This is a genomic window from Marinobacter sp. F3R08, assembly GCF_018860425.1.
Classification (GTDB): domain Bacteria; phylum Pseudomonadota; class Gammaproteobacteria; order Pseudomonadales; family Oleiphilaceae; genus Marinobacter.
In genome coordinates, this window is record NZ_JAHKPI010000020.1 from 352,012 (window position 1) to 373,635 (window position 21,624).

Consider the following 21,624-nt stretch of genomic DNA (forward strand, 5'->3'; position numbering starts at 1 on the left):
ACCGACAGATTGTTATAATTGGTAATACCAATTTACACTGGCAATAAGATACGTTATTCGAGACGGCCAGTGAATGTCAAAGATTTTCAGCGATGACCGCCCTTCTATAAGCCATCTAGTCGTTCCGGGCTTGGCCTTTGAGACTGCCTGTGGTATTGGTAATACCAATATTTTTATTTCCTTCAACGAGTCGAATTGCAATGGGCATCGGACACATCGCACCCCGGAGACTGGCGGATACCATCGTGGAGCAACTGGAAACCATGATTCTGGAGGGCACCCTGCAACCGGGCGAACGACTACCTCCCGAGCGGGTGCTGTCCGAGCAATTCGGGGTATCCCGGCCATCACTGCGGGAGGCTATTCAGCGTCTGACTGCCAGAGGTCTGCTGGTGAGCCGTCAGGGTGGCGGCAATTTCGTGACAGAATCTCTGGGCGGCAGCTTCAGCGACCCACTGATTCCCCTGCTGGAAAACCGGCCCGAAGCGCAACGGGACCTGCTGGAATTCCGGCGAACCCTGGAAGCAGACTGCGCCTATTACGCGGCATTAAGAGCTACGGAGCTGGACAAGGCCCACCTGAAAGCGGCTTATGAGGAGCTTCAGGCCTGCTACAGCACGGACACTGACCGGAACCTGGAGGCTGAGGGCGCGGCCGATGCCCGTTTCCACCTGGCGATTGCCGAGGCCAGCCACAACGTTATTTTGCTGCACACCATCCGCAATCTGTTCAATATGCTGAAAAGTAACGTTGTGACCAACATCGACGGCATGTACCAGAAGGAAGCAGAAGCTCGCCAGGGACTGGTAGAGCAACATCGAATGCTGTTTGAAGCGATCACCGGGGGACGGGCAGAAGAGGCCCGGGAGCTCGCCGGCAAGCACATCCTTTATGTCCAGAAGGTGCTTTCAGAGCGAAACGAAAGCCACCGCCGGCTGGAGCGCTCACAGCGAAGGGACAAGCTTTCACGGGGCTGAACCCATCACTGGTGGTCAAAGCAGGCGATGAATCTCGAGCCATAGCCGGCGATAGGCATCCGCTGCGACGGAGCCGGGGGCAAGCAACTCCACCGGCGTGCCCTCCTCTCCCATTTTCTCAACCACACTGGCATTCGGGATGATCGTTTTCAGGCCTTTAGGCATAACGTCATCCTGCGAATTTATCAGTTCCCGGTGCAGCCCTTTCCTGCGATCCGCCATGGAATAGAACGGGTGCAGCTTGCCCGGCTTCAGTTTTTTGTCCTTTGCAAACTCCAGCAACTGCTTCCAGCTGTTCAGGGAAAGCCAGGTTGGAATGACCGGCACAAACACCTCGTCTGCGGCCTTGAGCACCTGTTCGGAGAGTCTCGACAATGAAGGCGGGCAATCAAGAACCACAAGACTGGTTTCTTCAGAGAGTGGTGCCAGCCATTGTTTAATCAGATTGCTGCCGTCTTCCTGATCCAGTTTCACATCCATGTTTCGGAAGCTGGTGTGCGAAGGGATGAAATCCAGGTTGTCATAGCCACTCTCATGAATAAATTCGGCAATGGGCGTTTTACCTTTCAGTAACTGAGACAACTTGTGGCCCTTGACCCGATCGGCACCGGCCAGATACCAGCTGGATGCTCCCTGGGGGTCAAGATCCCAGAGCAGGGTTGAATAACCTGCCTGGCTCGCAAGGTAAGCGATATTCACCGCCGCGGAGGTCTTGCCCACTCCCCCCTTCAGGCTATAAAACGCAATGACTCTCATCCTGTCAGATCCTTTAATTCAGGCATAAAAAAACCGGGGAAGTCCCCGGTTAAAGCATTCACACGATGCACAACACAATGCATGTCGTCCTGATAGAGGCTCAGGTTAGGCTTTTCCGGTGACAGTTTGATGACAGCCCGGAGGCTATCCATAATTACCCCAGACTCCTACTGTCTCACTTTTTCCCAAACGGTAAGCTCGGAAAAACTGTGCTGGAATTTGTTCCTGGTCTCCCGAATGACAAACGGCAGACTGCGGGGTTCAAACAACAGTCGGAAGTGAGGCGCCAGCATCTCCTTGAGACCGTCAAAGGTCGAAAAATCCTCACCATTCCTGGTTACCCCGCCAACCCAATGCTCCTTCGGCGTGTACTCCTCGAGCCAGGTGTAGGGCGAGGCAATCACCAGCAACCCGAGCTCGTTGATCCGCTCGTGAATCGTCTCCAGAAACAGCGAAGGCTGGTATAGCCGATCAATCAGGTTGCCCGCCAGCACCAGATCGTAGCCACTGAACTGAGGCTGCAGATCGCAGGCATCGCCCTGGTGAAACGCCACCCTTTCGGCGGTCTCTTCCAAGCCCAGAGATTCCAGAGTTCTCTCCTCCAGGCTAACCAGCGCACCCTCCTCAGGGCGGGCATAGCGCACGCGCTTGTCCCGGGCCATCTCCTGACACTTACTCACGAAAGCGTTGGAATAATCGATGCCATCCACATGCCCGAAGTGCCGGGCCAGCTCAAAACTGGTGCGACCAACAGCGCAGCCAATATCCAACGCGCGTTCCAGGGGCCGGCCGTCCATGGCAACCATGGCCGCATTGGCCAGAGCCTTCGGGAAGTTGGCCTCGCCATGCCACCGCTCGCCAAAGTGAAACTCCAGGTACTGGGCAAGGGTGGTGTCATTTTCATAGAACGCGCTTTGCTGCAAAGGATTCTCCTTTCATAAATGATTCAGCGGCTATCTTTAGCGTAGCAGGAAGTTTCCGATCCCCTGATCAATGACAGGTTCTTCTGACCGATCCTTGAGCGACACCCCGGACAGCTTTTTTTGACGGGCCTCCCGGAGCAGATACATCAGCCGCCGGCTTGCTTCTTCTGCAGACAGTCCCGCCGGCCGGATGTTGGATATACAGTTCCGACTGGCATCAGTCAGCCCGCTCCCCGGCGCCCAGGTCAGGTAAAGCCCGAGACTGTCCGGCGAACTCAGGCCGGGGCGCTCGCCGATCAGCACAATCACGCAACGGGCATTGAGTCTCTGGCCAATGTCGTCACCAACGGCAACCCGGCCCTGGGAGACAGCAACGAGTGGCGCCAATTCCCAGGACTGATCATCAGACTCAAGGTCAGTCAGCAGCGCATCCAGAAAAGCAACGGCATTTTGCTGCACGCCATAAGACGATAGGCCGTCAGCAATCACCAGGGAGAGATCGACGGGCGACTCACCGGTATGGCCTAAGCGATCCAGCGCATCACAAGACGGCTGGCTGAGCCTGCGCCCAAGGTCCGGGCGCTGCAGGTAGGTCAATCGGTCCACCGCCTGGCTTTGCAGATGAATCGGGGCATGCTTTAACAGGACTGGTTTGCGTCCGGAAAGATCACTGAGATCCGCCATCAGACGCTCCGTATCCAACGCCAGATGCACCGCATCCCTTGCCTGCGCATGGGCCAACTGAAACGCCAGCATTTCCCGGGTGGGCAAGCTTACGCCCGCGCGCCCCAGTCCAATACGGGCATCGGTCCAGGCCGACAGCCGACGCCATGGATTCTCGGTTACAACCGGTTGGTGCTCAGTCATGACCCGGCCCCTCCGGTAAACGGGCCAGGCTTTCCCGGAAGGCCTCGGGCAAGCCCTCCGCAGGCACCTTGCCTTCGGTATCCCGGAAAATCTGCATCTTCGTCAGCCATTGTTCGAATTCCGGCGCCGGTCGTTTATTCAGGACCCGGCGCAGGTACAGGGCATCGTGGAAGGATGTGGTCTGGTAGTTCAGCATAATGTCATCCGAGCCGGGTATGCCCATGATGAAATTACAGCCGGCTACGCCAAGCAAGGTAAGCAGATTGTCCATATCATTCTGATCCGCCTCGGCGTGGTTGGTGTAGCAGATGTCACAGCCCATGGGCAGGCCCAGCAACTTTCCACAGAAATGATCCTCCAGTCCGGCCCGCGTAATCTCCTTGCCATCAAACAGGTATTCCGGGCCGATGAAGCCCACCACGGTGTTCACCAGCAGTGGCTCGAACTTGCGGGCCACGGCATAGGCCCGGGCTTCGCAGGTCTGCTGATCCACCCCGTGGTGGGCATCCGCAGACAGTGCACTGCCCTGACCGGTTTCGAAATACATCACGTTATTGCCGGCGGTACCGCGCTTGAGCGAAAGGGCTGCATCACGGGCCTCGGCGAGGGTTGCAAGATCGAAGCCGAAGCTGCGGTTGGTGGCTTCGGTACCACCAATGGACTGAAACACCAGATCCACCGGAGCGTTCTGCTCGATGGCTTCCAGGGTATTGGTCACATGGGTCAGCACGCAGGACTGGGTGGGAATGTCGTAGGTGTGCATCACCTCGTCCATCAATTGCAAAAGCCGGACACTCTGGGCCACATTGTCTGTGGCAGGATTGATCCCGATAACCGCATCGCCACTGCCGTAGAGCAAACCATCCAGAATGCTGGCCGCTATGCCGGTAATGTCGTCGGTAGGGTGGTTGGGCTGGAGCCGGGTAGACATCCTGCCTGGCAAGCCGATAGTGCTGCGAAAAGCGGTCTGAACCCGGCATTTGGCCGCCACCAGAATCAGGTCCTGGTTGCGCATGATCTTGGACACAGCCGCAGCCATCTCCGGGGTAATCCCCGCCCGGACTCTCACAAGCATCTCTGGCGTGGCTAGATCGCTGAGCAGCCAGTTCCGGAAATCGCCGACGGTCAGATGAGAGACAGGCTCAAACGCCACGGGATCATGGTCATCCAGGATCAGCCGGGTTACTTCATCCTGCTCGTAGGGGATAAGCGCTTCGGTCAGAAAGGTCTTCAACGGCAAGTCCGCCAGCGCCATCTGGGCCACCACTCGCTCCTCGGCGGTGTGCGCGATGAGGCCTGCCAGCCGGTCACCGGACCGTGCCGGCGTGGCTTTGGCCATCAACTCAGCCAGCGTGGCAAACTGCCAGCGCCTATCACCCAGACTGTACCGATACATTGCCCTCTCCCTGCGACCCGTTATTCTATTATCTTAAGTGATTATCACCCGGACAGATCAATAACCGGCGAGTTTCTCATCGGCCCGCCCGACTCTGAGCAAACCGGCGAGCCAGTCAGTCAGGTCAGGATAGGCCTTCAGGTCGAGCACGAATTCCTGGCCCCGGGCGGCGCAGTTCAGATAGCAACATGGCTCGCTCAGAGCCCAACGGTTCTGGTTGCCGTGATAACTCAGGGGCTGACGATCTTCACCGGGATAGAACGCCGAGGGCAGGCGCCACCGGGTGGGCAGGCGGCTTTGCGGATCGGACAGTATCAGATCATCCCGGAGCTTCGGAAAAACACCACTTCCAGGGAAGATGTGCGTTCCGACAGGCCACTGGCCGCCAGAAGAAGACTCATAGAGCGTGTTGCCGGTGTCCGGTTGGCCGTGGAAGTGTGGATGATACCTCGCCCACGGCAAGGCATCCGGTGGCAGCTGGTCAATGGCATGAACACCACCAACATGCAGCCAGCCCCAAATGGCATGGAAAGGACGTGATCCAGGCACAAACCGCCAGCAGCGATCATGCATTTCGGCGTGTCTGAACACCCCGAAAAACAGAAACAGGTCACCCGCCGCAACCCCCTGATTCCGAAGATGCCCCTGTGCAGCACCGGTCTGACCCAATACCGGCCGCCAACCTGCTTCACGCGGATAGGCATCAGCCACCAGGTCCGGATCCAGGTGCGCACCATGCCGGCCACGAATCCGCCCCCCCGTAAGATCCCTGACGATCTTGCCCAATCTGCGGTTTTTGAAAAGAACATCGTCATAGCGGATTCGGGACTGAGGGTCCGGAATGGGCAATACACACAGGGACCCATCCGTTAAAACCGGACTGGGACAACCGCCGGCAGAAGAATCGAATCCCTTTCGGCTCAGGATCAGTCGCATGACAACACTCGAAAAACATGAAGGCTGAAGGGGCCGTAAATGCTATCGCAGAAATCACACGAATGCGCGCCTGCCACTGAACTGAGCACCCCAACGCCATGAGAATCGTCGGTATTTGCACCGGCCGCTTGAAACCGCATAATCCGCTGATCGGGATCGATCTCTGAACCCGGTTCCGGCTCATCTTGAAACAGGCGCCTGCCGACACCATGTTTGCTACCTCGCGCATTCCACTTTTGCACCGGGAGCTCCATGCCTGACTGTCCTGAATACTCACTTCTCGAACTGGCCTCTGTTCGCGAGGGCGACTCGGTAGGCACCACGCTGGCCAATAGCGTGGCCTATGCCCAACGGGCTGAAAGGCTTGGTTTCAAACGGTTCTGGCTGGCCGAGCATCACAATATGGAAGGCATCAGCAGCTCCGCCACCTCACTCCTTGTCGGGCATATCGCAGGCCAAACAGAGACTATCCGGGTCGGTTCCGGCGGTGTCATGCTGCCCAACCATCCGCCACTGGTCATTGCCGAACAGTTCGGAACCCTGGAAAGCCTGTATCCGGGACGCATTGATCTTGGCCTGGGCCGGGCACCCGGCACAGATCCTGTAACTGCCCGAGCCCTCAGGCGGGATGGTCTGGGCGCGGAACAGTTCCCGGAAGAGATAGCCCGACTGCAGTCATTGCTCGGCCCGCTTCAGCCCGGCCAGCCCATCAAAGCCATTCCCGGAGCTGACACAAACGTGCCCATCTGGCTATTGGGCTCAAGCCTCTACAGCGCTCAGCTTGCCGCCGTGCGGGGTCTGCCCTACGCCTTTGCAGGACACTTCGCACCACGGTTGTACCGGGAGGCACTGAGAGTCTATCGAGACAGTTTCCAGCCCTCGGAACAGCTCCAAACCCCCTACTCCATGCTGGCACTACCGGCCGTTCCGGCCGACTCCATGGCAGAGGCAAGGTATCTGGCGACAACCAGCTACCAGCGTATCCTCGCATTGTTCCGGGGCCAGCCGCTCTGGATGAAACCTCCGGTACATTCAATGGAAGGCCTGTGGAATGCCGGCGAGCAAGCCAGCGTAAAGGATTTTCTCGGGTTGCAGTTACTGGGCGATGCGGCTTCCCTGCGGGAACAGCTTGAACAGATTCTCTCAACCGTTGAGATTGATGAGCTGATGTTCACCGTCGATATCTACGACCCCGGCAAACGCCGACACGCCCTGGACATCCTGAATCAGACCAGAACCTCGTAGTGGCCTTTTCCAGCACGCCGAATTCGGCGCGCTGGACAGAATCGGTACGGCTGCCCATCATTCGGGGACAACAGTCTTCAGAACGGGAGCCAACGGCCTAATGACTGATTCCCCGATTCACGTTTTTCTCTCACACGGCCTGGAAAGCGGGCCTGGCAGCACCAAAGTTCAGGCGATGAAACAGGAGGCCGAACGCTTCGCGAACGTTCAGGCCCATGCGATTGACCACCGAAGCACCAAAGATCCTGCTACCCGTCTTGCACAGATGCGCGAGGCCATGACGAAATACGATGCCAGCCCGGGCAAGACCATTCTTGCCGGCTCCAGCATGGGGGGCTGGGTGTGTGCCCAGACAAGCACCGAAACCCCGACCCTGGGCTGTTTTATGCTGGCGCCAGCCCTGGCAATGGCCAGATACCCGCAATCCAGTCCGCTCATCCGGGCTCGGCACTGTCAGATCATCCACGGTTGGGATGACGACGTGGTGCCGGTGATTCCTGTGCTCGATCTGGCGCGCGAACAGGGCCTTCCGATCCTGATCCTTCCCGACGGTCACCGACTGGAAAACAGCCTCGAACGGGTTGTCAGCGAGTTCCGGATTTTTCTCCAAACCTGCCTTGCGAACATGAATAGACCATAATTTCATGAACTTGCAAAACCCGGAAAACGCCACTCCTGCCGTTATTGTTTTGGCCATTTTCTTGCGAAAACCACTTTGTTTTGCCAGTCTTTAATAACGAAACAATACACTTCATGAAAAAAACGAACGGAGAAAACCCGATGAGCAGGATGAGTAAGGTCAAGAAACTGGCCGGAATTTCAGCGTTCGCATTTGCGGCCATGACCGCAGCAAACTCCGTGAATGCCGCTAACTGGCGGTATGCCCACGAAGAGTATGAAGGTGACGTTCAGGATGTGTTCGCATACAAGTTCAAGGAATACATCGAGGAAAATTCCGATCACACCCTGCAGGTATACCGCTTCGGCGAGTTGGGCGAATCTGATGACATCATGGAACAGACCCAGGCTGGCATCCTGAACTTTGTTAACCAGTCTCCCGGCTTTACCGGCTCTCTGATCCCGGAAGCCCAGATTTTCTTTATCCCCTACCTCATGCCCACTGACATGGATACGGTTATCGAGTTCTTCCGGTCCAGTGATGCAATCAACGAAGACTTCCCCGAGCTATACTCCGAGAAAGGTCTTGAGCTTCTGAAGATGTACCCGGAAGGGGAAATGGTTGTTACGGTTGACGAGCCCGTTACCGAGCCTGCGGACTTCAGCAACAAGAAAATCCGGGTCATGACCAACCCACTTCTGTCTGAAACCTACTCGGCCTTTGGCGCTACACCGACCCCGCTGCCCTGGGGCGAAGTATACGGTGCCCTGCAAACCAATATGATCCAGGGCCAGGAAAACCCGATCTTCTGGATCGAGTCCGGCGGCTTGTATGAAGTCTCCCCGAACCTTGTTTTCACCAAACACGGCTGGTTCACCACAGCCATGATGGCCAACCAGGATTTCTACAGCGGCCTGTCAGACGAAGACAAGAAGCTGGTTCAGGATGCGGCTGACTTCGCATTTGAAGAAATCATTGTTCACATTGACGGACTGGCCGATGAAGCCCTCGCCAAAATCCAGAAAGCCAGCGATGACGTTACGGTTACTCGCCTGAATGACGAGCAGATCGAAGCGTTCAAGGCCCGTGCGCCTCAGGTGGAAGAGAAGTTCATCGAAATGACTGGCGAAAGCGGTGAAGAACTGTTGAACCAGTTCAAGGAAGACCTGGAAAACGTTCAGAAAAACTGAAACTGAAGTCACCTCTCCCGCCGGCACCTGCCGGCGGGACGTTGTGCTAATCCCGCCCCGCCGCTGCTTCCTACCGGTCGGGAGCGACATTCTCTGGAGCAGACCCCATGTCCGAGAATTCTCCGGATCTTGAAGACGATACCGGCATCTACGAGTCCGGCCTGCCCGGATTTCTGGGAACAATCGACGTCTGGATCAGCAAGGTTGAAGCTGTCATGCTGGCGATGGGCGTCATTCTCATGGCCGTGAACACCTGCGTGAACGTCATTGCCCGCTTCGTGTTTGGCGAAGGCCTGTTCTTTTCCGGCGAAATCAATCGAATCCTGATCATCCTGATTACGTTCGCAGGTATCGGGTATGCCGCCCGGCACGGCCGACATATACGAATGTCCGCCATCTACGATGCCGTACCGACCAAGGGACGGAAGGTGCTGATGATTTTCATCGCCCTGTTCACGTCCGTGGTCATGCTATTTCTCTGTTATTACTCCTTCGAGTACATCCAGACCCTGCACAGTCGGGGCCGTATCCTGCCAGCTCTGGGCTTTGAAATCTGGTGGATCTATATCTGGGCACCGGTCGGCTTTGCCATTACCGGCATTCAGTATTTCCTGACGGCCATCAAGAATTTCACCAGCAAGGACGTGTACCTCTCGACCGGGGTCGTGGACGGCTACGCGGATACTGAATCGGAAGTATGAACCCTGCAGCTGACGTTAAGGAAGGATAAGAAATCATGGCAACTATAATGATGTTGATCATGATCGGGTTGCTGCTGCTGGGCTTCCCGATGATGGTTCCGCTGATCACTGGCGCTGTGGTCGGATTTGTAATGATGTTTGATGGCTTCGGCCAGATGGGCACGTTCATCCAGCAAATGATGGGCGGCATCCGACCCGCCTCCCTGATTGCTGTTCCCATGTTTATTCTTGCCGCGGACATCATGACCCGTGGCCAGTCTGCCGACCGGCTGATCAATATGGTTATGGCCTTCATCGGCCATGTGAAGGGCGGCCTTGCTATCAGTACCGCCACTTCCTGTACTCTGTTTGGCGCGGTTTCCGGTTCAACTCAGGCTACCGTTGTGGCTGTGGGCTCTCCGCTACGCCCCAAAATGCTGAAAGCAGGCTACTCGGATCCCTTTACCCTGGCACTGATTATCAACGCCAGTGATATCGCCTTCCTGATTCCTCCCAGCATCGGCATGATTATCTACGGGGTCATTTCGGAGACCTCCATTGCAGAGCTGTTCATCGCCGGTGTCGGGCCCGGCCTCATGATTCTGGTCATGTTTTCGATCTACTGCCTGATCTACGCCTACAAGAATGACGTGCCGACCGAGGAAAAGGCGACCTGGGGACAACGGGCTCTGTCTGTCAGAGACGCTCTCTGGCCTCTGATGTTCCCTGTGATTATCGTTGGCGGCATCTACGGCGGCATCTTCAGCCCTACCGAAGCAGCCGCGGTGTGCGTACTCTATGCGTTCTTGCTGGAGTTCGTCGTTTTCCGTTCCCTGAAACTGAACGATATCTACAAGATTGCCAAATCAACGGGCCTGATTACCGCGGTGGTGTTTATTCTCGTTGCCGTCGGCAACGGGTTTTCCTGGATCATTTCCTTTGCCCAGATTCCTCAGGCAATTCTCGAGGCGGTTGGCGTAAATGAAGCCGGCCCGGTCGGGGTATTGGTCGCGATCTGTGTTGCTTTTTTCATCGCCTGTATGTTCGTAGACCCCATTGTGGTCATTCTGGTGCTGACACCGATCTTTGCACCGGCCATCGAATCCACCGGGCTCGATCCTGTTCTGGTCGGGGTACTGATCACCCTGCAGGTGGCTATTGGTTCCGCCACGCCACCATTCGGCTGCGACATATTCACGGCAATAGCCATCTTCAAACGTCCTTACCTTGAAGTGATCAGAGGAACGCCACCGTTTATCTTCATGCTTATTGCAGCAGCAGGCCTGATTATCGCCTTCCCGGACATCGCCCTGTTCCTGCGTGACGTGGCCTTCAGAGATTGATGAACGGACCGGAATCTTAAGGAGAAAACCATGTTTAAAAGAATCCTGGTCGCGGTGGACGGCTCCAAAACGTCACTCAAGGCGCTGGACAAGGCCATTGATCTTCAGAAACTTATTCCTGACGTCGAGATTTTTATTATCTGCGTATACAAGCACCACAGCCTGTTCGAGGCGTCACTCTCGATCGGGCGGCCCGCAGATATGGATATTCCCGACAAGGTACTTTCAGAGTATGCGAAGGGTGTCGTCAATCACGCCAAGGAAGTGGCAAAAGACCATGGCGCTACCAAGGTGCGGGGCTTTGTTAAAGCCGGCAAGCCTTCCAAGGTGATCATAAAGTTTGCTCAGGAGAAGGAAGCAGACCTGATCGTCGTAGGCACCAAAGGCACCAATAGCGACAAGGACGGTATGTTCCTCGGAAGTGTTTCCCACCGGGTGGCAACCCACGCCAAATGCCCGGTTCTGGTGGTATGACCGTCTAATCGGACGGTTCGACCCGATTGCGGCCGGCTTCCTTGGCGCGATAGAGCGCCTTGTCGGCCAACGTCAGGATCTGTATCGGCTCCTCGTCACTGCCAGCCCAGCTGGCAACACCCACAGAAACCGTCAACACCCCAAGATCCCGACCCCGATAGACAATCGGCACCTCCCTGACTGCGGCACAGAGCTGGTTGGCTTTGTCCCTGGCGGCATCCGATGCCGCTCCCGGCATAACAGCTACAAATTCTTCACCGCCATACCGGCATACAATGTCACTCTCCCGGAATGCCTTCTGGAGAATGCCCGCAACTATCTTCAGGGCATGATCCCCGGCTTCATGACCGTGAGTATCATTGAACCGCTTGAAGTGATCGATGTCGACGATCAGCAATGAAAGCGGCAAGCCGTTGCGCTGTGCAACCGCACCTTCATGCTGAAACAGCTGATCGAAGTAGCGACGGTTTTTCAATCCGGTGAGAGCATCCTCGTAGGAAAACTTATGCAGCTCTTCCCGAAGAGCAATGCTTGAGAGCGTGATACTGATTCTTTGAACTGCCTGTTCCAGTACCGAAAACAAGCGTGCCGCACTATACTCGGACGCTACCTTTCCGAAGACGTCACCACCCTCTAGCAGCAAAATACCCTCGGTAACATTGCCTTCGCTGGCGGATTCCACCGTCAGCCAGAAACACAGAGTGCCACAATCAATGTCTTGCGCTTCGCCTTCAGTACCCTGCCACGGTTTGAGTTCCGGCAGTTTCGAGGGTGTGGGGAGGCCAGCGCTGACCTCCAACAATTCAGGTAGCGAAGTCGGGCTGTCGAACCCCCAGATTGACTCCCGATAGTACCGGTCATCCGGGCTCCGCAGATAAAATGCGCCCTCAAGAGGGCTGCAAAGATGCGGAAACGCCCTGACCAGCAACGTGAAGGCCTGCGTGAGTCCCAGGCAGTCCTGCAACTCGGTTATCACATCGCTCAGAATACGGTTCTTCTCGTTTTCAAAGGTCAGCATCCGTACCCTGGACTGCTCGCGGCGAGCCAGAGCCTCGGCTTTCTCGGTACGTTCAGCAACCTGTTCTTCCAGTGACACGTTCAATCGCTTGAGTGCCTCTTGTGTCCGCGCGTAGTGCCACAATGAAATAATCACCACTGCCAGAGAAAAAAGCAGCATCCCCCAACTGACAGGAACCCGCATCCAGGGAATCACCCCGTGAGCCACGGCCATATCCGCAATCAACAGCGCACAGAAAAAACCGAAAGCCAGGAACAGAATCTTCTGTTCCAGCAGCATAAGACGGATACTGCGCAGCACCACGGCAAAGATGATGATCAGAGAGGCGAGAAACAAGGCATCAAAGGGCGGAAACGTCGACGATAAATCAAACACGCCAGTCAGGGCGCCAAGCATTGCCCCAGCCAGGTACACAAGATGGACTTTCCAGATCAGGTTGATCACCCAGGGGCGATGACTGGCCAACCATTGTTCCAGCAACAGGGCCATGGCCACCGGAAGCACGTAATAGGAGCCTGCGGCGAGGAAGTCCCACATCAAGGGCTTGTAGGCAATCAGCAAACTCGCCTGGCTTTCGGAAACCAGCATCAAAGCGGAGGCGATGGTGAACAGGGAGAGGCTGGCAAAGGTTCTCTTTTCTGTCTGCAGCAGCGCAAAAATCACAGACAGCAAGGCAATCAACGTGGCAAACCCTGCGATCACCAGGGCTTCCAGGGAATTTCTCAGGACATACACTACGAGATCGGGGTGATCCATAATGGAGATTTCACCCCATAGGCCGATGTCCGTATAGTTGGAGAACACCCGGAAATACACTGGCTTGCCCCGGTAATTCTCTGGCAACACAACACTATGCCAGGGCCAGCCTTCAAACTTGCCCCGCCCCTGGTTATCGAACGCTCCGTACTGGTATATGTTTTCGCCATCGACCCAGACCTGGACGATCAGATCAACGCTGAAAATGTACAGGACCGGTTCTTGCCAATCGCCAACAGGAAGAGTTACCCGAAACCAGATATTTTCACGGCCATCCCGGCCGGGTGGATTGGAGGGAAAACCAATGCTTCTCCATTTTTCGGGCGCTTCCTCCAACACCCATTCTGGCACCCCAGCGGCATTGAAGGGCGAATCACCCCAGCGATACTCCCATCCCTGAGTTACTGGCTGCGATGTGCCATGGGCCAGCGCTGGAGTTGCAAGTGCCAGAAACAGCACTGTAAGCAGACGTAGCAGGCTAATCAGCGGCATCAGAATGGGAAACCTGCGTTTTTGTGAAACCAGATCTGATTATAGCCCAGTCCCCGGGAATTCCGGACACTCATGTCATCGCGGCGCCACCCGGTCAGCGTGAAGAACGCCCCATCACCAGCAGTGCCAACAAGGCAGAACCGACCATCAGCATAAGCGCCACCGCGTTGAGCACAGGCGTTGACCCCTCCCGAAGGCGGTTGAACAGGGCCACCGTCAAGGGCGTATCACTGCCCGTGAGCATAACGGTGGTATTGAAGTTCTCAAAGGACATCAGAAATGCCATGGCAGCGGCTCCGAAAATGGATGGCAAAAGCCAAGGCAACGTAACGGTAAACCATGCCACCAGTGGCGTAGCGCCCAGATTCAGAGCAGCTTCTTCCAGTTGGGGGTCAAATTTTCTCAGACGGGCGGCGATCACCAAGGTGCTCAGGGTCGCGATGAAGGCTACCTGCCCCATCACCACCAGGGTCATACCAGGCCGGAACAGATCCAGTTCGATGCCCCAGGCCGCGGACACATCATTGGCCATGCCACTGTAGAACACCAGAATGGACACCCCCAAAATGACACCGGGAATCACCAGCGGCAGCAACATAAACAGATACAGAAATTCCTTGCCACGAAACTGCACCCGTTCAAACAGAACGGCATTGACGCACCCCAGAGCCACGCTTACCAGTGTCACCCAGAAGGCGATCTTGCCACTGACCCAGAGTGCAGTAAGAAGGCCATCATCATGGAACAGTCCGGTGCGCCCTTCACTGCCATCGGCAAAGAACCAGTCCAGAGAAAAGCCCTTCCAGGGCAGGGAGGGAAACGGCGCATCGTTGAACGCAAAAACCGCCGTAACCAGAAGGGGCAGCGCCAGGTAAACAAAAAATGCCACCAGATAGGCCAGATATAAACCATCAAACAGGCGGGACCGGGGAACCGAGCGAATCATGATCTCACCCCATGACCTTACGCAACGACTGGCCTGAGATCTTCAGCCCCAACCAGACAATAACCGAAGACAGCACCAGTAACAGAACGCCAAGTGCCGCGCCCTGCTCCCAGTTGAAGCGGGTGATGAACTGCGTGAATATCTGTTCAGTAAACCAGGCGCTGTCCTTGCCGCCCATCAATATTGGCGTCAGGTAGCTGCCGAGGGTCAGCATGAACACAACAATACAGCCAGACACGATGCCCGGCATCGCCCAGGGAACGACAATCTCGCGCAGCACCGTTCCGTGCCCACCGCCCAGATCATAGCCAGCCTCGACAAGGTTCTCATCCATACCGTCCAGGGTTGTAACCAGCGGAACCACCATGAACAAGAGCCCGTTGTAGACCAGCCCGACGATCACCGCGACATCGTTGTAGAGCATCTCCACGGGGCCATCCGCCCAACCAAGAGCCTGAAGCCAGGAACTGAACAGGCCGCTCTCGCGCAACAGAATCATCCAGCCGTAAGTACGCACTAACTCACTGGCCCAGAAAGGAATCAGACAGGCCAGAAACAGAATTCCCTTTGACCGGCCGCGCGCAAGGCGGGCAATGTACCAGGCAATGGGGAAGGCAATCAGCAGGGTCAGGAAGGTGGTGAACAGTGACATCACCCCGGTACGGACAAACGTTCGCCAGTAGTAGGACTCGGTGAAGAAGTTCTGATACTGCTCAACCCCCCAGGCAATGGTGTCCCAGCTTTCCCGGACCTGGAACGAGACCCGGAGCATCTGCAGATGAGGCAAGAGCACCAGCAACACGATCCATAGCAGGAAAGGTGTGAGCAACAACCAGAGAGATAAACGGCTGACAGACGACTTCACAGGCTGTCGGCTCCAAAGACCCTGGCAAGAGTCGGGTTCCAGGCCAGCCGGATTGATGAATCGGCAGACAGTCTCGGCGCCGACCCATCCTGCGGCAGCCGGGCATAGACTGGCTGACCGCCACACTCTGCCTCGACCCGGCTATTGGCGCCGTCAAACAGAGTGGTACGCACAGTGGCCTGCATCGCCGAATAACCCGAATTGAGGGCATCCCCCGAGAGCACGAGCGACTCAGGACGGATGTAGAGCTCGGCTCTCTGACCACGCTTCAGATTGTCCGATGCCACCCTGCCCTGGACCAGGGTACCGTCATCCAGGCGAACGTCCGCCAGATTGTCCCTAACGGCCAACAACTCCCCCGAAAGGCGATTATTGTCGCCAACAAAGCCGGCCACAAAGGGGGTTTCCGGCTCCCGGTATAGCTCCTCCGGCGGCGCCACCTGATCAAACCGGCCATCCCGCATGACGGCGACCTGATCCGACATCACCATGGCTTCCGATTGGTCATGGGTGATATACACGAAGGTGGTCCCGAACTGCTTCTGGAGGTGTTTGAGTTCCACCTTCATCTGCTCACGGAGTTTCAGGTCGAGGGCGCCGAGGGGTTCATCCAGCAGCAGGAGCGTGGGCTCCAGCACCAGGCAGCGAGCCAGAGCCACCCGCTGCCGCTGGCCACCGGATAACTCCTGTGGGTTACGGTGTTCAAGATCTGGCAGGCCAACCTGTTCCAGTACCCGTGCGGTTCGCTTCCGGCGCTCTGCCAGCGGAATCTTGCGCCGCTTCAGGCCGTACCCGATATTGTCACCCACGGACATGGTGGGAAACAGGGCCAGATGCTGAAAGACCATATTCACCGGCCGGTGGTTCGGAGGCACATCGTTCATGCGCTGCCCGCGAATATGGATATTCCCGTCGTCAGGTTTATCGAATCCGGCCAGCATTCGTAAAAGGGTCGTCTTGCCGCAGCCTGAGGGGCCCAGAATGGAGAAAAACGTGCCCGCAGGCACGTCAAAGGATACATGATCCACCGCGGCATTATTGCCAAAACGGCGGACCAACCCCTCACAAAAAAGGTCTGAATCCATTCCCATATGAATCAGTTCGCTGCCTGGACGCGGTCCAGCACCTGCCCTTCCATGGTTTCCAGTCCCGGCGGCACCGGCGGATACCATTTGATATTACTGATCGCAGCGTCATTGAAACTGTCTCGATAGGCGTCCCGCAGATCCGCCTTCACAAACTCGTCCGCACCCTTGGAGGCGGTAAAGTTGCCCGACGCATTGGTGATACGGGCGGCAATTTCCGGCTGCATTACAAAATTGATCCATTTGTAGGCGGCCTCTTCATTCTCACTGCGACGGGGGATGGCGAAGGTATCAATCCAACCCAGTGCTCCGGATTCCGGAGCAACAAATCCGATATCAGGGTTCTCGGCATTCAGCTTCCAGCCACCGGCATCCCACGCCATAGCCGCTTTCACCTCACCTGTGCGCAGCAGAGACAGCAATTGATCACCACCGGTCCAGTAGGTTTTCACATTGCTCTTGCAGTCAATCAGTTTGCTTTCCACTTTTGTCATGATGTCCTGGTAGGCATCGCGATCAGAATAGGCCGCAAACGGATCCATGCCCATAGCGAAGGCAAAGCCGATCAGGGTTGGCCGCTTGAGTCGATAGCTGACCTGGCCTTCAACGCCGGCGTCACAAAGATCGGTGTAGTCGGTCACCGTATCCGCCACATCATTGTGGACAATCAGACCGCTGGTACCCCAAACCGAGGGTACCCCGTAATACTTGCCATCCAGCTCGGTGGAATCCTGAGTGGCCTTGACCATCGATGACTGCAGCTGATCCGTGTTCACGCGACTGAAATCGATGGGCTTATAAATATTGAACTGGCGCTGGACACCAACGATGCGGTCCTGGCTCGGTTGGGCCAGATCAAACCCGGCACCACCGGTGGCACGAAGTTTGGAAATCATATCTTCGTTGTTGGACAGCGTGACCTGCACATCGATGCCGGTTTCTTCCTCAAACTGGGCAACAACATCGTCCGGGGCATAGCCACCCCAGGTGATCAGGCGCAGCTCTTCAGCCAGAGCGCTCCCCGAGAAGCCTGCAGTGGCAAGCGCTGCAGACAGCAACAATGCGTGGTTCCGTATCAAACGTGAGGGCTTGATCATAACGTGTCCTTACTGATGGCAAGTTCAGAAGTTTGCTAACCATTGGTTATCAGAAAGTTATACACCATGTATTACAGTTTTGTGAAACCCCGGTCAAAAAAAACGGAGACCGCAGCCTCCGTATTCACTCATGCCATGAAGTACCAGAGCATTTAACGCCCGGACTTCAGCATTTCCCAGTATTTGGCATATACCTGCAGAGCGTCGTCACCAATGTCGGTCTGAAACTCCGCGTTGATCATATCCGTGGCATTCGGATAGCTTGCCCGGTTGTTCGCGACTTCGTCCGGCAGAAGTGCCCGCGCCGCCAGGTTCGGTGTGGCATACCCGATTTCCTCGCTGATCAGTGCGGAAATCTCAGGCTGGAGCACAAAACTGATGAACTGATGGGCGGCTTCAGGGTTTTTGGCGTTCTTTGGAATCACGAAGCTGTCGAGCCAGGCGATGATGCCTTCCTCCGGATAGACGTAGTCAAGAGACGCCATCGTGTCCTTGGCCATCACCGCCTCACCGTTCCAGATCATGCCGACATCAGTCTCGCCTTCAAGGTACGGCATGCGAGGTGCATCCGAGTTAAAGGTGCGTACCGAAGGCATCAGCTCGGAGAGCTTTTCATAGGCTGCTTCGATTTCATCCGGGTTGGTACTGTTCCCAGAGTATCCCAGCACCCGCAGGCCAACGTGAAAGACTTCCCGCATGTCGTTAGTGAGCATTACCCTGCCATCAAAGCGATCGTCCCAAAGATCCTCCCAGGCCGTCACAGGTTCACCTTCGATATCAGAAGCGTCGACCGCCAGACCGGTAGTGCCCCAGAGATAGGGAACCGAGAATTTGTTCTCGGGATCGATATCCAGATTGACCAGCTCCGGATCCAGGTTATCGAAGCCCTCGATTTTGCTGCGATCAATCGGCAGCAGCAGGCCTTCCTGACGCATCTTGCTGACATAGTATGTTGACGGCACCGCAAGGTCATAGGCTGCGCTGTCATCCAGCAGCTTCAGACGGGCATACATCGCTTCGTTGCTATCATAGGTGGTGTAGACCACCTGAACGCCGGTTTCCTCGGTAAACCGGTCAAGCACTTCCTGGGGCATGTACTCTGACCAGTTATAGAGGTTGAGAACCTGAGGTTCCTCGGAACTGCAACCCGTTAATCCCACTGCCAGCATGCCGGCCAGTGCCAGTTTCTTCATCGTTTACTCCTTATCAGAATCCATTGAGACAACATCAGCATAACCAGTGAAAACACGAGCAACAGTGCGCCCAGGGCATTCACTTCCGGCTTCAGACCCACACGCACCATCGAGTAGATGCGTAAAGGAAGGATTTCGTAACTGGGCCCGCTGACGAAGGTACTGACCACGACATCATCGAGTGACAGGGTAAACCCCAGCAGCCAGCCTGCCAGCAACGCCGGCATGATCACCGGAATCAGCACGGTTCGGGTCATGGTAAAATCCGAAGCACCAAGGTCCCGTGCCGCTTCAGGCAGGCTATCGTCAAAGCCGCTTAAACGGGCCAGCACCGTGATTACCACAAAGGGCAGGCAAAAAGTTACATGGGCCAACAGCAGGGATACGTACCCGAGCTGCAACCCCACCAGCAGAAACAGGGCCAGTAGCGAAATGGCCAGCACAATCTCCGGTGACATCATCACCACAAACAGCATTCCGTTGAGCAGTTTTTTGCCTCGAAACCTGTAACGATGCAGAGCCAAAGCCGTCAGGGCGCCAATCACTGTAGACACAGTTGCCGCAGACAGGGCAAGCCAAAGGGAATTCCAGATGGCGTTTACCATGGCCCGGTTATTGAAAAGCGCCTCATACCAGCGCAGGCTGAGCCCACCCCAGGCATAGCCTGTACGCGATTCATTGAACGAGAACACCACGAGCACCACGACAGGCACATAAAGCAGGATGTAGATGAGGGTCAGGTAGGTGCGGGGTAGCCATTGAGTCATCACGCGCCCTCTTCGCCGATACGCTGCTTGCTCAACCGGTGCGCAAATATAAGTAGCGCCATGGTCACCGTGAGAACGATGCTGGCCGCAGCACCAAAGGGCCAGTTACGGGCATCGAGGAACTGGTTCTTGATGACATTCCCCACCAGCAGATTGCGGGAACCACCGAGAATATCCGGGACAAAAAAGAGCCCCATGGCTGGTAGCAAAACCAGCATCACACCAGCCAGAACGCCCGGCAACGTAAGTGGAACAATCACATGAACAAAGGTGGACAACCGGCCGGCACCCAGATCATGGGAGGCCAGCAGAATTTCCTGCTTGAGATCCTCGAACACCGAATACAGCGGCAGGATCATGAACGGCAGCAACAGATACACCAGACCAATAATGACCGCCCCTTCGGTATAGAGCAGCTGCAGAGGCTCGTCGATCAGCCCCACCGACATTAACGCGCTGTTGAGCAAACCGTTGGTGGCCAGGATCAGCTTGAGAGCGTACGTCCGCACCAGGGAGTTGGTCCAGAAGGGTACGATCAGAAGAAAGATCAATATCAGTTGCCTCTGCCTGCCCACCCTGGACAACGCCCAGGCAAAAGGATAGCCAATCAGCAGGCATACCAGGGTAGTCATTCCGGCCATGTACAACGAGTGCAGGAATACTTCCAGGTACAGGGGATCAAACAGCTGCCCATAGGCATCAAGATTCAGGGGCAGGGACAGAAACGAAACCGGATCCCGGGTCATCACACTGGCACCCACCACCAGCAGGTTCGGTGCCAACACCAGGAACAACAGCCAGCCCCAGACCAGGATCAGGACAGCCGTTTTGAACGGCTGCTGCATAACGCTACGCATCGGTCGACAGATCCGCGTCGCCACCCTGGCCGGCTTCCTGGGGAAGCAGCCACTCCCAGCCATCAACCCAGCTCACTTTGACCGGTTCTCCGAGCCGATAATCAAAGGCAGGGTCATCCTCGTCAAAAAATTCACTGGCCAGAACTTCGGTGCCGTCGTCGAGATTGATCACCGAATCCAGAGTACTCCCTTTATAGTTGCGTTCGACAACCTTGCCTGCAACACCCTGCGCATTATCCGGTTCCAGAACCCGGATATCCTCCGGTCGAAGCAGCACGTGCAAACTCTGCTTTTCGTGCACAGGGAAATCCGGACGGCGCAGGGTTCGTTTGAGCCCAAAAACATCCACCGAAATAAAACCATCCTGAACCGAATCCACCGTTCCCGGAAAAAAGTTGGTCTCGCCCACAAAACGGGCCGTAAACAGATTGGCCGGCCGCTCATAGACCTCCCGGGGTGTTCCCAATTGCTGTACCAGGCCATCTTTGAGCACAACCACACGATCGGACATCGACAGCGCCTCTTCCTGATCGTGGGTCACGAAAACAAAGGTGATCCCCAGCTCCCGCTGCAGTCGTTTGAGCTCTACCTGCATGGTTCGGCGCAGCTTGTAGTCCAGAGCAGACAGTGGTTCATCCAGCAGCAACAGACGCGGCCGTTTGACCACGGCACGGGCAATCGCAACCCGTTGCTGCTGCCCACCGGAAAGCTGATGGGGTTTACGACGGGCGAAATCCTGCAACTGAACCATGGCAAGCGCTTCATCGACACGCTGACGAATCTCGTCTTTGGGACGCTTCTCCATTTTCAGGCCATAAGCCACGTTGTCGAATACCGACATATGGGGAAACAAGGCGTAATGCTGAAATACGGTATTCAGTGGCCGGTGTTCCGGGGCGGTGTGCGTGAGATCATCGCCCGCCAGGGTGATCTTACCCTCGTCAGGATGTTCAAAACCTGCCATCAGGCGCAACAAAGTGGTTTTACCGCAACCTGACGGCCCCAACAGAGTAATGAACTCGCCGTCGAAGATCTCAAGATCCAGACCGTCAAGTACTGTTTTGCCACCGAATTGCTTGGAAAGATTGGTCAGAGATAGCAGTGTCTGTTTCATCGGCGCTGCCCAAAGAATGAGCGGCCTA

At 56.1% G+C, this 21,624-nt stretch carries 21 protein-coding genes; 7 read left to right on the forward strand and 14 right to left on the reverse strand.

Features of this window, described 5'->3' with window-relative positions:
• The first annotated feature begins 200 nt into the window (after window positions 1–200).
• Window positions 201–977: a GntR family transcriptional regulator gene (locus tag KO499_RS13960; protein ID WP_215984362.1), complete on the forward strand. Its 777-nt coding sequence runs from the start codon at window positions 201–203 to the stop codon at window positions 975–977.
• 15 nt (window positions 978–992) lie between these two features.
• Here KO499_RS13960 and KO499_RS13965 read toward each other — a convergent pair whose 3' ends face one another.
• From KO499_RS13965 to KO499_RS13985, 5 genes are all read right to left on the reverse strand, one after another.
• Complete coding sequence (locus tag KO499_RS13965) at window positions 993–1,733, reverse strand: ParA family protein (RefSeq protein ID WP_215984363.1); 741 nt, start codon at window positions 1,731–1,733, stop codon at window positions 993–995.
• Window positions 1,734–1,900: 167 nt separating this feature from the next.
• Window positions 1,901–2,656, reverse strand: coding sequence for a putative 4-mercaptohistidine N1-methyltransferase (locus KO499_RS13970; RefSeq protein WP_215984364.1), 756 nt, complete (start codon window positions 2,654–2,656; stop codon window positions 1,901–1,903).
• A 36-nt stretch (window positions 2,657–2,692) separates the two neighbouring features.
• A complete protein-coding gene (gene eutC, locus KO499_RS13975; RefSeq protein WP_215984365.1) occupies window positions 2,693–3,523 on the reverse strand; it encodes an ethanolamine ammonia-lyase subunit EutC in 831 nt (276 codons plus the stop codon).
• Window positions 3,516–4,919 carry an ethanolamine ammonia-lyase subunit EutB gene (locus KO499_RS13980; protein ID WP_215984366.1) on the reverse strand — a complete coding sequence of 468 codons (1,404 nt, stop codon included), beginning with the start codon at window positions 4,917–4,919 and terminating at the stop codon, window positions 3,516–3,518. Before KO499_RS13980 ends, eutC begins: the two co-directional genes overlap by 8 nt.
• 57 nt (window positions 4,920–4,976) lie before the next feature.
• On the reverse strand, window positions 4,977–5,855 hold the full coding sequence (locus tag KO499_RS13985) for a hypothetical protein (protein WP_215984367.1): 879 nt from the start codon (window positions 5,853–5,855) through the stop codon (window positions 4,977–4,979).
• 252 nt (window positions 5,856–6,107) lie between these two features.
• On the opposite strand from KO499_RS13985, the gene KO499_RS13990 reads away from it, so the two are divergent.
• From KO499_RS13990 to KO499_RS14015, 6 genes are all read left to right on the forward strand, one after another.
• Entirely contained in the window at window positions 6,108–7,100 is a 993-nt protein-coding gene (locus tag KO499_RS13990) for an LLM class flavin-dependent oxidoreductase (protein ID WP_215984368.1), read from the forward strand.
• A 100-nt stretch (window positions 7,101–7,200) separates the two neighbouring features.
• Window positions 7,201–7,740 carry a YqiA/YcfP family alpha/beta fold hydrolase gene (locus KO499_RS13995; RefSeq protein ID WP_215984369.1) on the forward strand — a complete coding sequence of 180 codons (540 nt, stop codon included), beginning with the start codon at window positions 7,201–7,203 and terminating at the stop codon, window positions 7,738–7,740.
• A gap of 140 nt (window positions 7,741–7,880) precedes the next feature.
• Window positions 7,881–8,909 (forward strand): TRAP transporter substrate-binding protein DctP, encoded by a 1,029-nt coding sequence (gene dctP / locus KO499_RS14000; RefSeq protein ID WP_215984370.1) that lies wholly within the window; start codon window positions 7,881–7,883, stop codon window positions 8,907–8,909.
• 107 nt (window positions 8,910–9,016) lie between these two features.
• Window positions 9,017–9,610 (forward strand): TRAP transporter small permease, encoded by a 594-nt coding sequence (locus tag KO499_RS14005; protein WP_215984371.1) that lies wholly within the window; start codon window positions 9,017–9,019, stop codon window positions 9,608–9,610.
• A gap of 35 nt (window positions 9,611–9,645) precedes the next feature.
• On the forward strand, window positions 9,646–10,932 hold the full coding sequence (locus KO499_RS14010) for a TRAP transporter large permease (RefSeq protein ID WP_215984372.1): 1,287 nt from the start codon (window positions 9,646–9,648) through the stop codon (window positions 10,930–10,932).
• A gap of 30 nt (window positions 10,933–10,962) precedes the next feature.
• The gene (locus tag KO499_RS14015; protein WP_215984373.1) at window positions 10,963–11,406 is read left to right on the forward strand and encodes a universal stress protein; all 444 of its coding nucleotides are present in this window, start codon (window positions 10,963–10,965) and stop codon (window positions 11,404–11,406) included.
• A gap of 4 nt (window positions 11,407–11,410) precedes the next feature.
• Here KO499_RS14015 and KO499_RS14020 read toward each other — a convergent pair whose 3' ends face one another.
• The 9 genes from KO499_RS14020 to potA all read right to left on the reverse strand — a co-directional run bounded on the left by KO499_RS14020 (window position 11,411) and on the right by potA (window position 21,596).
• A complete protein-coding gene (locus tag KO499_RS14020; RefSeq protein ID WP_215984374.1) occupies window positions 11,411–13,672 on the reverse strand; it encodes a GGDEF domain-containing protein in 2,262 nt (753 codons plus the stop codon).
• Window positions 13,673–13,766: 94 nt separating this feature from the next.
• Entirely contained in the window at window positions 13,767–14,618 is an 852-nt protein-coding gene (locus KO499_RS14025) for an ABC transporter permease (protein WP_215984375.1), read from the reverse strand.
• 4 nt (window positions 14,619–14,622) lie between these two features.
• Window positions 14,623–15,483 (reverse strand): ABC transporter permease, encoded by an 861-nt coding sequence (locus KO499_RS14030; RefSeq protein WP_215984376.1) that lies wholly within the window; start codon window positions 15,481–15,483, stop codon window positions 14,623–14,625.
• Window positions 15,480–16,574, reverse strand: a complete 1,095-nt coding sequence (locus KO499_RS14035; RefSeq protein WP_215984377.1) for an ABC transporter ATP-binding protein — start codon at window positions 16,572–16,574, stop codon at window positions 15,480–15,482. Before KO499_RS14035 ends, KO499_RS14030 begins: the two co-directional genes overlap by 4 nt.
• A gap of 5 nt (window positions 16,575–16,579) precedes the next feature.
• The gene (locus tag KO499_RS14040; RefSeq protein ID WP_215984378.1) at window positions 16,580–17,665 is read right to left on the reverse strand and encodes an extracellular solute-binding protein; all 1,086 of its coding nucleotides are present in this window, start codon (window positions 17,663–17,665) and stop codon (window positions 16,580–16,582) included.
• A gap of 152 nt (window positions 17,666–17,817) precedes the next feature.
• Window positions 17,818–18,858 carry an extracellular solute-binding protein gene (locus KO499_RS14045; protein WP_215984379.1) on the reverse strand — a complete coding sequence of 347 codons (1,041 nt, stop codon included), beginning with the start codon at window positions 18,856–18,858 and terminating at the stop codon, window positions 17,818–17,820.
• Entirely contained in the window at window positions 18,855–19,625 is a 771-nt protein-coding gene (potC, locus tag KO499_RS14050; RefSeq protein ID WP_215984380.1) for a spermidine/putrescine ABC transporter permease PotC, read from the reverse strand. The genes KO499_RS14045 and potC overlap by 4 nt, the downstream gene beginning before the upstream one ends.
• The gene (gene potB / locus KO499_RS14055) at window positions 19,625–20,482 is read right to left on the reverse strand and encodes a spermidine/putrescine ABC transporter permease PotB (protein WP_215984381.1); all 858 of its coding nucleotides are present in this window, start codon (window positions 20,480–20,482) and stop codon (window positions 19,625–19,627) included. Before potB ends, potC begins: the two co-directional genes overlap by 1 nt.
• Complete coding sequence (potA, locus tag KO499_RS14060) at window positions 20,475–21,596, reverse strand: spermidine/putrescine ABC transporter ATP-binding protein PotA (protein WP_215984382.1); 1,122 nt, start codon at window positions 21,594–21,596, stop codon at window positions 20,475–20,477. Before potA ends, potB begins: the two co-directional genes overlap by 8 nt.
• Between the last annotated feature and the right edge of the window lie 28 nt (window positions 21,597–21,624).

Bases quoted from the DNA above. Each gene is read 5' to 3' on its own strand.
- KO499_RS13965 (WP_215984363.1), bottom strand. From the start codon at position 1,733: ATGAGAGTCATTGCGTTTTATAGCCTGAAGGGGGGAGTGGGCAAGACC.
- eutC (WP_215984365.1), bottom strand. From the start codon at position 3,523: ATGACTGAGCACCAACCGGTTGTAACCGAGAATCCATGGCGTCGGCTG.
- KO499_RS14010 (WP_215984372.1), top strand. From the start codon at position 9,646: ATGGCAACTATAATGATGTTGATCATGATCGGGTTGCTGCTGCTGGGC.
- KO499_RS14025 (WP_215984375.1), bottom strand. From the start codon at position 14,618: ATGATTCGCTCGGTTCCCCGGTCCCGCCTGTTTGATGGTTTATATCTG.
- KO499_RS14035 (WP_215984377.1), bottom strand. From the start codon at position 16,574: ATGGGAATGGATTCAGACCTTTTTTGTGAGGGGTTGGTCCGCCGTTTT.
- potB (WP_215984381.1), bottom strand. From the start codon at position 20,482: ATGCGTAGCGTTATGCAGCAGCCGTTCAAAACGGCTGTCCTGATCCTG.
- dctP (WP_215984370.1), top strand. From the start codon at position 7,881: ATGAGCAGGATGAGTAAGGTCAAGAAACTGGCCGGAATTTCAGCGTTC.
- KO499_RS14015 (WP_215984373.1), top strand. From the start codon at position 10,963: ATGTTTAAAAGAATCCTGGTCGCGGTGGACGGCTCCAAAACGTCACTC.
- KO499_RS13995 (WP_215984369.1), top strand. From the start codon at position 7,201: ATGACTGATTCCCCGATTCACGTTTTTCTCTCACACGGCCTGGAAAGC.
- potC (WP_215984380.1), bottom strand. From the start codon at position 19,625: ATGACTCAATGGCTACCCCGCACCTACCTGACCCTCATCTACATCCTG.
- KO499_RS13985 (WP_215984367.1), bottom strand. From the start codon at position 5,855: ATGCGACTGATCCTGAGCCGAAAGGGATTCGATTCTTCTGCCGGCGGT.
- KO499_RS13960 (WP_215984362.1), top strand. From the start codon at position 201: ATGGGCATCGGACACATCGCACCCCGGAGACTGGCGGATACCATCGTG.
- potA (WP_215984382.1), bottom strand. From the start codon at position 21,596: ATGAAACAGACACTGCTATCTCTGACCAATCTTTCCAAGCAATTCGGT.
- KO499_RS13990 (WP_215984368.1), top strand. From the start codon at position 6,108: ATGCCTGACTGTCCTGAATACTCACTTCTCGAACTGGCCTCTGTTCGC.
- KO499_RS14020 (WP_215984374.1), bottom strand. From the start codon at position 13,672: ATGCCGCTGATTAGCCTGCTACGTCTGCTTACAGTGCTGTTTCTGGCA.
- KO499_RS14005 (WP_215984371.1), top strand. From the start codon at position 9,017: ATGTCCGAGAATTCTCCGGATCTTGAAGACGATACCGGCATCTACGAG.
- KO499_RS13980 (WP_215984366.1), bottom strand. From the start codon at position 4,919: ATGTATCGGTACAGTCTGGGTGATAGGCGCTGGCAGTTTGCCACGCTG.
- KO499_RS14040 (WP_215984378.1), bottom strand. From the start codon at position 17,665: ATGATCAAGCCCTCACGTTTGATACGGAACCACGCATTGTTGCTGTCT.
- KO499_RS14045 (WP_215984379.1), bottom strand. From the start codon at position 18,858: ATGAAGAAACTGGCACTGGCCGGCATGCTGGCAGTGGGATTAACGGGT.